We start from the raw sequence: 12,845 nt of genomic DNA, 5'->3' as shown, positions 1-12,845 counted from the left end.
CTGCTAGCGCTCGATGGATGGGCGTCAACGCCTCTTTTTCCATCAAGCGCCTTTCCAGACCGGCGCGCGCTTCTCGGCAAAGGCCGCAGCACCCTCGCGCGCGTCCTGCGATGCGAACACCGGGGCGGTGATGGTGGTCTGGCGCTCAAACATCTCGGCCTGCGACCAGTCGGCCGATTCCTGTGCGACGCGCTTGCTGGCGATCAGCGCCAGCGGGCCGTTGGCGGCCACGACCTGGGCTAGCTGCAGGGCGGCGTCCAGCGCCTGGCCGGGCTCGACCAGGCGGTTGACCAAACCATGGGCTTGCGCGCGCTCGGCGCTGAACATGTCGCCCGTGAGGATGGCTTCCATGGCCACGTGGTAGGGCAGGCGCCTGGGCAGGCGCAACAGCCCGCCGGCCGCGGCCGCCAAGCCGCGCTTGACCTCGGGCAGGCCAAACTTGGCCGTGCTGGCGGCAACGATCAGGTCGCAGGCCAGCACGATTTCAAAGCCGCCGGCCAGGGCGTAGCCTTCGACGGCCGCAATCAGCGGCTTGTGCGGGGGCTGCTGCGTGAGGCCCAGGAACCCCCGGCCCGGCAGGCTGGGGCGCTTGCCCTGCAAAAAGCCCTTCAGGTCCATGCCCGCACAGAAGGTCCCGCCCGCGCCGGTGATGATGCCCACCTGCAGCGCAGGGTTGCGGTCCAGTTCGTCCAGCGCCGCGGCCATGGCCTCGGCCATCTCCAGCGTGGCGGCATTGCGCGCCTCGGGGTTACTCAGCGTCATGACCAACACGTTGCCGCGCACTTCGGCCCATACCGTGGATGCCATAAAAAATGTCCTTGCAGTTCTTCACTGCGTTATGCGCGGCCCGCGACCTATGAGACGGGCACTCCTTGAGACCAGGGCAGCCGCGCAAGGGCCGCCCCGCAGCGAGGGCTGCGTCCCCCTGCCCGGGTAGCGCAGCGAAGCGAGAGCGCGGGGAAGCGGCGCAGCCACTCAGGGGGTGACTTATCTAGGCGTCATGCGGATGGCCCCATCCAGGCGGATAGTCTCGCCGTTGAGCATGGGGTTCTCCAGGATGTGCAGCGCGGTCATCGCATATTCGGACGGGTGGCCCAAGCGCGCCGGATTGGGCACGGAGGCCGCCAGCGACTGGCGCATGTTCTCGGGCAGCTTGGCCAGGATGGGCGTGTCGAACAGGCCGGGGGCGATGGTGCACACGCGGATCAGCTTCGATGCCAGGTCGCGCGCCGCGACGATGGTCATGCCGATCACGCCGGCCTTGGACGAGGCATAGGGGATCTGTCCGATCTGCCCCTCGTAGCCCGCCACCGAGGCCGTGAGCACGCAGGCGCCGCGCTCGCCGTCGGTTATTTCGTTCCTGGCCATGCTCGCGGCCGCCAGGCGCAGCGTGTTGAAACTGCCGATCTGGTTCACGCGGATGATGTGGGTGTACTTCTCCAGCGATCCTGGGCTGCCGTCCTTTTCAATCAGCCGTACCGGCCCGCCAATGCCAGCGCAATGCACCAGCGCGCGGAAGTTGCCGAATGCCTCGGCCGCGGCAATGGCCTGCGCCATTTGGTCCGCGTCCGATACATCAGCCTTCACATAGCGCAGTCGGCCGGTGTGCTGCCGCTCCATGGCCTGTCCTCGCTCGTCGTTCAGGTCCACCACCACCACGTTCAGGCCACGCTCCAGCAGCGCGCTGGCAGAGGCTTCTCCCAAGCCGGAGGCTCCGCCAGTGACGAGGGCGGTCATCCCTTGTTGCAGCTTCATGTCTTCTCCCCTTTTCTGTCTTCAGCCATGGTCCGGCAAGCGCCAGCAGCTATGGAGTCGATAGTCACAGGCGTTCGATGATGGTTGCGTTGGCCATGCCGCCGGCCTCGCACATGGATTGCAAGCCGTAGCGCTGACCGTTGTCTTCCAGCGCGTGCAGCATGGTGGTCATGAGGCGGATACCCGAGGCGCCGAGCGGGTGCCCCAGGGCAATGGCGCCACCGCGCGGATTCAGGCGCTCGCCGTCAGCCTTCAGTGCCTGCTGCCACGCCAAGGGCACTGAGGCGAAGGCCTCGTTGATTTCGTAATGGTCAATGTCGTCCAGCGACATCTTCGCCTTCGCCAGAACGCGCTGCGTGGCCGGGATAGGGGCGGTGAGCATGTACAGCGGGTCGTCACCGACCACGTCGAAGGCCACGAAGCGTGCACGCGGACGCAGGCCCAACTGCAAGGCACGCTGTTCATTCATGATGAGCATGGCACTTGCGCCGTCGGTCATCTGAGAAGCATTGCCCGCTGTCGTGGCCCACTCGATCTGTGGAAAGCGCGCCGACAGCTCTTCGCTCTCAAACACCGCTTTCAATCCCGCAAGCCTTTCTACAGTGGTGTTGGCGCGGATGGTTTCGTCCCGTGTTACCGGGCCTGCGGGCGTGGAGATGCCTACGATTTCGCGCTCAAAGCCGCCCGTCGACTGCGCTGCATGGGCACGCTGGTGCGAACGCGCGGCATAGGTATCCAGCGCGGCGCGGTCCAGGCCCCACTTGGCAGCCACCAGGTCGGCCGAGACACCCTGCCCCACGAGGCCGGGGGCATGGTGAGCGTCAAAGCGTGGGCCGGTGACGTTCTGGCCCATACGCGAGCTGCCCATGGGCACCCTGCTCATGGACTCAACGCCGCAGGCGATCACGATGTCCTGCGTGCCGGCCATGATGGCCTGGGCCGCGAAATGCACGGCCTGCTGGCTGGAGCCGCATTTGCGGTCGATGGTGGTGGAAGGTACATGCGCAGGCAGCCCGGCAGCCAGCCAGGCCATGCGTCCCGGCGTGCCTGCCTGTTCGCCTGATTGACTGACACAGCCGCAGATCACGTCGTCCACCGTCCCCGGGTCAAGGCGGTTGCGCGCGACCAGGTGCTCCAGCACTTGCGACAGCAGGTCTACCGGATGCACCGCGGCCAGTGCCCCGTCGGGTCTGGCACGGGCCATGGGACTGCGGATGGCATCGACGATCACGGGAATATGCATGCTGGCTCCTCGCTTTTGTGAGACTAATGATCCAATAAAAAATATCTGGATGGGTTAGTTTGTTGTTAAGAGCGTGTTTACCCGATGCTTTTTCCAGTTGATGCCTGGAAAAATTGAATTTCACATTACTTATGTGAGACGCGCATTTCGCTTTTCCTATTGCCCTCTTCACATGGGGCAAGGCACGCAGGAGCAATGAGTGACGGGTATGCAGGACTTCTTTGGCCGGGCGGCGTCGGCTCCAGAGCGGGTAGTGTTGGTCATGGCGCAGACAGGCGCCCGCTTCACCGCCGGCGCGCTAGCCCGCAGTGCCCTGGCGATGGCGCAATGGCTGCATGCGCAAGGACTGCAACCGGGCGAGCGCTTTGCAGTGGTGCTGGAAAATCGCATCGAAATCCTGGCGCTGGCACTTGCGGCACGGCATGCCGGCCTGTATGCCGCCGTGCTGAGCACACATCTGACGCCATCTGAGGTGGCTCACATCGTGCGCGACTGCGATGCGCGATTGGTGGTGGCCTCACATCAAACGCTGCCGCAGTTGGCGGAACTGCAAGCGACCCCATTCCTTCCATGCTGGACAGTGGACGCCGCCACACCGCATGCCGCGTCACTGCAGGCCGCCATCAGCTGCCTGCAGGAGCCGCCCGAGGATTTCACCGACCGTCCGCTGGGACGCGACCTGCTGTATTCATCGGGTACAACCGGTCGTCCCAAGGGTGTTCTCAAGCCCCTATGGCCTGCACAGCTGCGCGGCCAAGCGGACCCGGAGGCGCTGGGCACCGCGCGCCTCATGGGCGTTGGCGAAGACACCATATATCTGTCGCCCGCGCCGCTGTACCACGCCGCGCCGCTGCGCTACACGCTACGCGTGCTGGAGCTGGGCGGGCAGGCCCTGATCATGGAGTGCTTCGACGCCGAGATGGCACTGGCCCTCATCGAGCGCTACCGCGTCACGCACAGCCAATGGGTACCCACCATGTTCAGCCGCATGCTCAAGCTGCCCGAGGCAGTACGCCGGCGCTACGACCTGTCCAGCCACCGCGTGGCTATCCATGCCGCCGCGCCCTGCCCGGTGGGTGTGAAGCATGCCATGCTCGACTGGTGGGGCGACATCCTGATGGAGTACTACGCGGGCTCCGAGGGCTGCGGCACGACGATGATCAACTCGGCCGAGTGGCGCCAGCGCCCCGGCTCGGTGGGCCGCCCCACCACGGGCCAGCTGCACATCGTGGACGACGACGGGCAGGAGCTGCCCGCAGGCGAGATCGGACAGGTGTACTTCTCGGGCGGCGGACAGTTCAGCTACCTCAACGACGAGGAAAAGACGCGCCAGGCCATCAACGAGCGCGGGTGGATCACCTATGGCGATATCGGCCATGTGGATGACGAGGGCTACCTGTTCCTGAGCGACCGGCGCGCCGATCTGATTCTCTCGGGCGGCGTCAACCTGTACCCGCAGGAGATCGAAAACGCCCTGCTGCGCCATCCCGACGTGTGCGAAGTGGCTGTGGTGGGCGTGCCTCATCCGGATTTTGGCGAGCAACCCTTGGCGGCCGTGGTGCTGCGCCACGGCACACCAGCCTCGCTGCACACGGCCCGTGCCATCGCTGCCCAGGCGTCCGAGGTACTGGCACGCATGAAGCTACCCAGGCGCGTGGTGTTCGTGGACGCGCTGCCGCGCCTGGAAACCGGCAAGCTGCTGCGCCGCAAGCTCAAGGAACGATTTCGCGATGAGCCGCACGCTGGCTTCACGTTGCGCGACTCCTGAAACCATAGCTGAGAGCCTATGCCAGATAAGCGCCAAGGGCCGTTTTGAACTCACTACCGAAAGATGTCGACCATGCAAGACCTGATCCAGCGCACCGTTTTTCGTGAGGACCATGAGCAGTTCCGAGACACCGTGCGCCATTTCTTCGACAAGGAGGTCGTGCCGCATCTTGCCGAGTGGGAACGCAACGGCATCGTGCCCCGGGAAGTGTGGCGCAAGGCCGGTCGCGAAGGATTGCTCAACACCATGCTGCCGGAGCCTTACGGCAGTGGTGGAGACTTTGGCCACGCGGCAGTGCTGATCGAGGAGGTGGGCCGTACCAATGCCACGGCGCTGGGTTTCCCGCTGCACTCGGACATCGTGGCACCTTATATCTATACCTATGGCAGCAAGGAGCAGCGTGACCGCTGGCTGCCACGGATGGCTGCAGGTGAAATGATTGGCGCCATCGCTATGACCGAGCCGGGCGCTGGCAGCGACCTGAAGTCCGTGCGCACCACCGCCAGGCGCGATGGCGACCACTACCTCATCAACGGCGCCAAGACCTTCATCACCAACGGCATCAATTCCGGCATCGTGATAGTCGTCTGCAAGACCGCCCCTGACCTGGGGGCGAAGGGTGTGTCGCTGATCGTGGTGGAAGAAGGCGCCCCGGGGTTCAGCAAAGGCCGCAAGCTGGAAAAGATCGGTCTGATGGGGCAGGACACCTCCGAGCTGTTCTTCGACAACGTCCGGGTGCCGGTAGGCAATCTGCTGGGCGAGGAAAACATGGGATTCAAGTACCTGATGCAGGAACTGGCCCAGGAACGTTTGGTCGTGGCCGTGCGTGCGGCCGCGTGCATCGAATCCTTCCTGCACCGGACCATCGACTACACGCGCGAGCGCAGGGCCTTCGGCCAGACGGTGTTCGAATTTCAGAACACGCGATTCAAGCTGGCTGAGGCCAAGGCGCAGGCCACCATGCTGCGCACCTTCGTCGACGAATGCATGAAGCTGCACATGCAGCGCCAGCTGACGCCAGAGCGCGCCGCCATGGTCAAGCTCAACGCCACGGCGCTGCAAAACCGCCTGCTCGACGACTTCCTGCAGTTGCATGGCGGCTATGGCTACATGACGGAATACCAGGTGGGCCGCGCCTGGACCGATGCCCGCATCGGGCGTATCTATGGCGGTAGCGACGAGATCATGAAAGAAATCATCGCGCGCACGCTGTAGCCCGAGCCTTTCCATTCCTGCACTACACAAGGAGACGTACCCATGGCATTCCCACGGCGCAAGACTCTGACTCACTGGCTTCCCCTGCTCGCATTGGCTGCTGCCTGCAGCGTGGGCAGCGCGCAGGCGCAGGACGCTTACCCGAGCAAGCCGGTCCGGGTCATCGTGCCCTATCCAGCCGGCGGTGGAACGGACATCATTGCCCGGTTGATCGGTACCCAGCTATCTCAGCGGTTGGGCCAGGCGGTAGTGGTGGAAAACAAACCGGGAGCCAGTGGCATGCTGGGCAACGACACCGTGGCCAAGGCGCCGGGCGACGGCTACACCGTACTCATGGGCATCACGGCGGTGGTGCAGATCCCGGCGCTCTACAAGAAGGTGCCCTACAAGCTGAGCGACTTGGTCCCGGTATCGCAGATCGCCAAGTCGGCTGACCTGCTGATGGTGCCGCGCAGCTCGGGCGTGACCACGCTGCAGCAATTTGTGGAGAAAGCCAAGGCCGCGCCCGGATCACTCAATTACGGCAGCTATGGCAATGCCACCTCGTCGCACATGAACGGCGAACGCTTCAAGCAGCAGGCTGGCATCGACATCACCCATATTCCCTACCAAGGTTCAGGGCCGGAAGTGGCGGCCCTCCTGGGCGGCCAACTGACGCTGGCCTTCGTCGACGCCACGGCGGCTTATCCGTATATCAAGTCAGACAAGGTCAACATTCTGGCAATCACCGGGGCACAGCGACATCCCGCACTGCCACAGGTGCCCACCATGACCGAAGCAGGCTATCCAGGACTGGAGGCCAACGGCTGGTTCGGCATGTTTGCGCCAGCCAGCACGCCCAAGACCATCGTGGACAGACTGGGCGCTGAGGTGGCTGCCATTGTCAAGTCGCCCGAGCTCAACAAGCGCCTAACGGACATGGGACTGATTGCCGTGGGCTCGCTGCCGGAAGACTTCAAGGCCCAAGTCGACAAGGACGCCGCCCACTGGAAAAGCGTGGCCGAGTCGGCCAGGATCTCGATGGATTGATTTACCCGCAGCCGTCCTCGATCCAGGAGACAGCCATGGCATACGACGCCCCTTTTGCACGCTGCAGCCGCCGCCAGCTGCTGACCATGGTCGCCAGTGCCGTGGCCACCGGACCGCTCCATGCACAGTTGCAGGCCGGCTCCGCCAACCGGCCGGTGCGGGTGGTGGTGCCGTTTGCGCCAGGCGGCGCCACAGACGTCATTGCCCGTGTGCTCGGCGAGCGCATGGCGCAGGATTTCAGCCAACCGGTCCTCGTGGAGAACAAGACCGGAGCTGCAGGCCTGCTGGCCGGCGAGGCAGTGGTGCGCTCGGTGCCGGACGGCACCACGTTGTTGCTGGGCAGCACGTCGTCGATGCTGTCTAACAAGTACCTGTACAAGAAGGCTGCCTACGATCCGCTGGTCGATCTCAAGCCCCTGACACGCGTGTGCGCCGCCTCCATCGTCATGGTGGTCCACAGCGCCGCGCCAGTGCGCAACATGCAGGAGTTCATGGCCTGGATCAAGGAGCGCAAGAGCAAGTTTTCTTACGGGTCCTATGGCATCGGCTCGCAGGCGCAGTTGGTAGGCGCCATGCTCAGCGACATGGCGGGCGCGGACATGGTGCACGTGGCCTATCGCGGTGAAGCTCCCATGGTGCAGGGCATGCTGACCGGAGAGATCCAGGTGTCCACCGGCAGCGTCCTGTCGATCAAGCCGCACATCGACAGCGGCAAGCTGCGCCCCCTGGCCGTGACCGGGCTGCTGCGCATGCCGCTGCTGCCCGATATGCCGACGTTCGAGCAGGCCGGCTACCAGGGCGACGCGCTGAACATCGGCGGCTGGCTGGGCATCGCTGGTCCCAAGGATTTACCGGACGCCACGGCCAAGCGCTGGGCCGAAATCATCAACCGGGCCGTGGCCAGTCGCCAAGTGACGGCGCGCATCATCGCGGCCGGCTTCATTCCGCTGAATACCGACACACCCGAGGGCACTGCGCGCCTCTGGGCGCAGGAAGGCCCGGTATGGCAACGGATGTTCCAGCGCGCCGGAATCGAGCCCACCTGAACGCGTCCAAGGCGACGCCGGTCATTGACCAGGCGTGCGCGGCACCAGCTTGAAGGTGCCGGTGGCCAGCGCCACCAGCGTGCCGTCACCACCCCGCACTTCGCCGCGCGCGAAGCTGATGGAGCGGCCGCGCCGCTCACACAGCGCGCGCGCCACCAGGTCGCCACTGGTGGCGGCGACGAAGTGCAGGGTCAGGTCGATGGTCGCCACGCCATGCGCGGCCGGGTCGTGCGCGCGCACTGCAGCGGCCAGGGCGCAGTCCAGCAGCGCGGCGATGGCGCCGCCGTGGGCCTGCTGGCGGCTGTTGGCGAACATCGGCTGGAAGGCCATGCGCACCTGGGCGCGGTCGTCGCCGATGCCCTCGCCATGCAGCGCCAGCGCCTGCGCCATGGGCATCGGCAGGCCGAAGAGCACGCCGGGCGGCTCCTGGGCGAAGCGGGGATCGGCGGGCGGCGCGTCGATGGAAAAGGAAGCAGTCATGCGCCGATCATCGCCGCGGCCAGCGCCCGGGGCGGTTGCCGGCGGGACATGGTGCGCCGGCGCATGGCTGAGCCTATGTGCACCGGTGGCCGCAGGTCAGGCACGAAGATGCTGGCGCATGTACTGCCGGATGACGCTGGCGAAGTCCGGGTCGGCCTGCAGCCCCAGCCGCGCAGCCCGCTCGCTGGTGAAGCGCGCCGGCCAGCCGCCTACGATGCGCTCGATGGCGGGATCGCGTTCGAAGCGTACGCGCCGTGCCACGTCGCTGCCCGCCACGGCCTGCAGTGCTGCCAGCATCTGGGCCACGGTCAGCGTCATCGCCGGCAGGTTCAGCGCGGTGCGGCCACCGAAGTGTTCGCGGTCGGCCTGCGCCACGGCCAGGATGCCGGCAATGGTGGTGACGGGCGAGGCCAGGGCGACGGCGGTGTCCGGGCACACCGGACAGACGGCCTCGAGACCGGCCAGGGGCTCGCGCACGATGCCCGAAAGGAAGCTGGACGCCGCGCCGTTCGGCCGCCCGGGGCGCACGCTCACGGTCATCAGCCGCGCGCAGCGCCCGTCGATATAGCCCTTGCGGGTGTAGTCGGCCACCAGCTGCTCGCAGACGAACTTGTGGATGCCATAGCTGGACTGTGGCGTGGGCAAAGTCCGGTCGTCCACCACGGCCGGCAGCGGCAGCGCCAGATCGGAGCCGTACACCGCCACCGAGCTGGAGAAGAAAAACAGCGGCGCCTGCCCGCCGCGCTCGGCCTGTGCCCGGCAGGCGTCGAGCAGGGCGCGCGTGGTGTCCAGGTTGGAGTGCAGGCCCAGGTCGAAATCAAGCTCGCATTCGGCCGACACGGCCGAGGCGAGGTGGAACACTGCATCCACCGGCTCGGCCATCAGCGTGGGCAGCTGGCCCAGCAGGTCGCCGGCCAGACAGTTGACACGCGCATCCGCGCGCAGCGCCGCGTCGCGGCTTTCCACCAGGTCGGCCAGCACCAGCCGATGGATGGGCTGGCCGCACAGGCTGCCCTGTTCGAGCAGCGTGCGGGCCAGCAGCGAGCCGAGGAAACCGGCGCCGCCGGTGATGATGATCTTCATGCCTGTGCATCCTTGTAGGGTTGGAACCATCCGGGGCCGGCGGAGGTGGCGCCGTGCGGCCGGTACTTACAGCAGTCATGCCTGGCGTGGACCAGGCATCCGCCTCGTGCATCAGCCAGCGGTTGGCGCATGGCGTGGGTAGAACGCCTACCAGGTAGCGCCGAACTGCTGGCGCAGCTCGTCGATCTGCGCGTCGGACAGCGGCTCGGGGCGCGGCTGGACGGTGAGCCACAGGCGCGCGGTCTCTTCCAGCTCCTCCAGCACCGCCATCGCGGCGGCGAGGCTGGTGTGCCAGACGGTCGGTCCCAGCCGTTCCAGCAGCACGCCGCGAATCGGCGCCTGGCGCGATGCCGCCTGTTCCATGGCCTGCTCCACCGCCTGCGCCGCCTGTGGGTCGCCGGGCCGGTGATACGGGATGTGCGGCACCTTTCCGACCTTCATCACGTAGTAGGGCGTGATCGGCGGCAGCACCGCTTGCGGCTGCCACACACCCTGCAGGCTGAGCGCCACCAGGTGCGTGGAATGGGTGTGCAATATGCAGCGCGCTGCCGCGTCGGCGGCATAGATGCGCTGGTGCAGCGCTAGGGCCTTGCTGGCGCGCTCGCCGCCGCGCTGGGTGCCCGCATCATCCACCCAGGCCAGCGCCTCGGGCTGCAGAAAGCCCAGGCAGGCATCGGTGGGCGTGATGAGGAAACCGCCGCCCTGCGCCTCGTCCAGGCGCACGCTGATGTTGCCGGCTGTCGCATGCACGTAGCCGCGTTCGAACAGCGAGCGCCCGACGCGGCAGATCTCCTGCCGCAGTTCCTGCATGTCCATCAGATCAGTCCACCTGCGCCAAAGCCTTGGAAAAGAAGTCGGTGCCGCCAAAGTTGCCCGACTTCAGCGCCAGCAGCAGCGGCCGCCCCTCGGCCTGGGTCCAGGGAACGCCCGGGTCGATGGTGGCGCCGATGCGCAGCTGGCGCACGCCCAGGGCCTGCACCACGGCGCCGGACGTCTCGCCCCCGGCGACGACCAGGCGCTGCACACCACGCTCGACCAGCCCTGCGGCAACCCGTGCCAAGCACTCCTCGACCAGCTGCCCGGCGCGCTCGACGCCCACCGCGTCCTGCACCTGCTTCACCCGCTCGGGCTGCGCGGTGGCGTAGACCAGCACCGGACCGCGTGCCAGCTGCGGCGCGGCCCAGTCCAGCGCCTGCCGCGCCAGCGGCTGGCCGTCGGCCAGGGCCATCGGATCGATCTGGAACGCCGCACGGCCAGCCGCGATCCAGTGCTGCACCTGGGCATTGGTGGCGCTGGAGCACGAGCCGGACACCACCGCCGCGGCGCCGCCCACACGCGGCAGCGCCGTGGCCTGGGCGTCCGGTCGGGTCCAGCCGCGCGCCGCATAGACCGCCGGCAGGCCCAGCGCCACGCCGGAGCCCGCGGTGATCAGCGGCAGATCGGCGCAGGCTGCGGCCAGGGTGCGCAGCGCCGCGTCGTCGATCGCGTCCGCCACCGCCAGCCGCACGCCCTGGGCGCGCAGCTGGGCGAAGCGGGCCTGCGTGGCGGCCGCGCCCTGCGCCACCGTGTCGTGCCGCACCAGTCCCACCGGCGAGCGCGACTGCGCCTGCAGCACGCGCACCAGGTTCGCGTCCCGCATGGGGGTGAGCGGGTGGTTGCGCATGCCGGAATCGGACAGCAGTTCGTCGCCCACGAACAGGTGGCCGCGGAACACGGTGCGGCCGTTTTCCGAGAAGGCGGGGCAGGCGATGGTGAAGTCGCTGTCCAGCGCGTCCAGCAGCGCCTCGGCCACCGGGCCGATGTTGCCCTGCGCCGTGGAGTCGAAGGTGGAGCAGTACTTGAAGTAGAACTGCCGCGCGCCGCCTGCCTGCAGCCAGCGCAAGGCGGCCAGCGACTCGGCCACTGCCTGTTGCGCTGGCACGGTGCGCGACTTCAGGGCCACCACCACGGCGTCGGCCTCGGGCACCGGCCCTTCGGGAACGCCGATGACCTGCACGGTGCGCATGCCGGCGCGCACCAGCATGCTGGCCACATCGGTGGCGCCGGTGAAATCGTCGGCAATGACGCCGAGCACGAGACAGGAGGGGTCAGCCATGGCGGTGGGTCAGCTTGTTCGAGATTCGTCAGGCCCTGCGGGTCGAAGGCGGCACGCATGCCGCCATGGCGCAGTATCCACGCACCTCCCAGGACTTGTCGCGTCCCAAGCCCGGGCAGCCGACCAGCGCGGCTACAGCGGCCTGCGCCGCGCGAAGCGCACCACCGTCACCCCGGCGCGCGCCTGGCGCGTGCTGGGCATGACCAGCACGCAGTCGTCGTAGGGCGTGGTCACCGGCTGGCCGTTGTTGTCGCCGATCACCGTGCCGGCGCGCTCAATCACCTCCAGGCCGGTGAACGGCTGGGTGAAGGCGAAGCGCTCGCTGGCCGCGACCACGCCGCCCGTCACCTCCAGCGCCCACTGGCGCGGCGCATCGGGCAGGCGCCAGCCGGGCAGGCGCTGCGCCAGGTCCGCCGCATCCACGCAGCCCGACGCCTGCAGGAAGCGCAGGCACTGGTCCCGCGCCACGGCGCGGCTGGCCAAGTCGCCGTGCCAGCCGCACTCGACCAGCAGCGAGCGGCTGTCGCCCGCCGCGTCATCGGGCAGCCCGAAGCGCCCGTAGTCGCGCAGGCGCACGCCATCCTGGTGGCCGGCGTCGATGACGATGTGCTCGGGCGCGCCCATCGCCCGCGCCAGCGACAGGTTGCGCGGCTGCACGCCGGTCAGCAGCAGCGGCGCCGAGGGCTCGTGCATGGAATGCAGGTCCAGCAGCCAGTCGGCTTGGCGCACGAAGGGCTGTAGCGCGGCGGCGCGGCGGCGCTCCAGCGTGTCGCCGGCCTGCATGCGCGCGTCGATCCACTGGCGGTTCAGATCTTGCTCGACGAAGCGCGCGGCGTCGGGCCGGGCGGCGTCGAAGCGGTCGAACGCCGCCAGGTTGGCGAACGCCAGCGTCAGCGTACCCTGCCGCGGGCGCACGCCGGCCTGCAGCAGGCCCAGCAGGGCCCAGGCGCCGCACAGCTCGTTGCCGTGCACCAGCGCGCTGATCATCACCTGCCGCCCTGGCGCGCCCGAGTCGAAGCGCCACACGCCCTCGGTGCCGGTGTTGCCGGCGCGCCAGGCGCCCAGGTCGGGCGCAGGCAGCGCGAAGGGGGCGTCGATTGGTTCGCCGTGTGTCGTCATGGCTGTCTGCAT

Annotated in this window: 12 protein-coding genes; 4 read left to right on the top strand and 8 right to left on the bottom strand. The window is 67.5% G+C overall.

Annotated elements, in window-relative coordinates:
• Positions 1-42: 42 nt before the first annotated feature.
• The 3 genes from BLQ61_RS03795 to BLQ61_RS03785 form a co-directional block, all read right to left on the bottom strand.
• Positions 43-807, bottom strand: a complete 765-nt coding sequence (locus BLQ61_RS03795) for a crotonase/enoyl-CoA hydratase family protein (RefSeq protein ID WP_091566860.1) — start codon at positions 805-807, stop codon at positions 43-45.
• A 180-nt stretch (positions 808-987) separates the two neighbouring features.
• The gene (locus BLQ61_RS03790; protein ID WP_091566858.1) at positions 988-1,755 is read right to left on the bottom strand and encodes an SDR family NAD(P)-dependent oxidoreductase; all 768 of its coding nucleotides are present in this window, start codon (positions 1,753-1,755) and stop codon (positions 988-990) included.
• 64 nt (positions 1,756-1,819) lie between these two features.
• Positions 1,820-2,998, bottom strand: coding sequence for a thiolase family protein (locus tag BLQ61_RS03785; protein ID WP_091566856.1), 1,179 nt, complete (start codon positions 2,996-2,998; stop codon positions 1,820-1,822).
• Positions 2,999-3,206: 208 nt separating this feature from the next.
• On the opposite strand from BLQ61_RS03785, the gene BLQ61_RS03780 reads away from it, so the two are divergent.
• From BLQ61_RS03780 to BLQ61_RS03765, 4 genes are all read left to right on the top strand, one after another.
• Positions 3,207-4,766 (top strand): AMP-binding protein, encoded by a 1,560-nt coding sequence (locus BLQ61_RS03780; protein WP_091566854.1) that lies wholly within the window; start codon positions 3,207-3,209, stop codon positions 4,764-4,766.
• A 72-nt stretch (positions 4,767-4,838) separates the two neighbouring features.
• Positions 4,839-5,981 carry an acyl-CoA dehydrogenase family protein gene (locus BLQ61_RS03775; protein WP_091567484.1) on the top strand — a complete coding sequence of 381 codons (1,143 nt, stop codon included), beginning with the start codon at positions 4,839-4,841 and terminating at the stop codon, positions 5,979-5,981.
• A gap of 42 nt (positions 5,982-6,023) precedes the next feature.
• The gene (locus tag BLQ61_RS03770; RefSeq protein ID WP_091566852.1) at positions 6,024-7,010 is read left to right on the top strand and encodes a Bug family tripartite tricarboxylate transporter substrate binding protein; all 987 of its coding nucleotides are present in this window, start codon (positions 6,024-6,026) and stop codon (positions 7,008-7,010) included.
• 35 nt (positions 7,011-7,045) lie between these two features.
• A complete protein-coding gene (locus BLQ61_RS03765; RefSeq protein WP_091566850.1) occupies positions 7,046-8,056 on the top strand; it encodes a Bug family tripartite tricarboxylate transporter substrate binding protein in 1,011 nt (336 codons plus the stop codon).
• Positions 8,057-8,077: 21 nt separating this feature from the next.
• Here the strand turns inward: BLQ61_RS03765 and BLQ61_RS03760 are convergent, their stop codons facing one another.
• The 5 genes from BLQ61_RS03760 to BLQ61_RS03740 all read right to left on the bottom strand — a co-directional run bounded on the left by BLQ61_RS03760 (position 8,078) and on the right by BLQ61_RS03740 (position 12,845).
• Complete coding sequence (locus BLQ61_RS03760; protein ID WP_091566848.1) at positions 8,078-8,536, bottom strand: PaaI family thioesterase; 459 nt, start codon at positions 8,534-8,536, stop codon at positions 8,078-8,080.
• A gap of 96 nt (positions 8,537-8,632) precedes the next feature.
• Positions 8,633-9,619, bottom strand: a complete 987-nt coding sequence (gene denD / locus BLQ61_RS03755; protein ID WP_091566846.1) for a D-erythronate dehydrogenase — start codon at positions 9,617-9,619, stop codon at positions 8,633-8,635.
• A gap of 147 nt (positions 9,620-9,766) precedes the next feature.
• Entirely contained in the window at positions 9,767-10,435 is a 669-nt protein-coding gene (locus BLQ61_RS03750; RefSeq protein ID WP_091566843.1) for a class II aldolase/adducin family protein, read from the bottom strand.
• 4 nt (positions 10,436-10,439) lie between these two features.
• Positions 10,440-11,714 carry a 3-oxo-tetronate kinase gene (gene otnK / locus BLQ61_RS03745; RefSeq protein ID WP_091566841.1) on the bottom strand — a complete coding sequence of 425 codons (1,275 nt, stop codon included), beginning with the start codon at positions 11,712-11,714 and terminating at the stop codon, positions 10,440-10,442.
• Between the two features lie 132 nt (positions 11,715-11,846).
• Positions 11,847-12,845 carry a M14 family metallopeptidase gene (locus BLQ61_RS03740; protein WP_245703824.1) on the bottom strand — a complete coding sequence of 333 codons (999 nt, stop codon included), beginning with the start codon at positions 12,843-12,845 and terminating at the stop codon, positions 11,847-11,849.

Origin of the sequence: Oryzisolibacter propanilivorax (assembly GCF_900103645.1) — a bacterium.
Taxonomy (GTDB): domain Bacteria; phylum Pseudomonadota; class Gammaproteobacteria; order Burkholderiales; family Burkholderiaceae_C; genus Melaminivora; species Melaminivora propanilivorax.
This window is presented reverse-complemented; position numbering and strand designations above follow the sequence as displayed.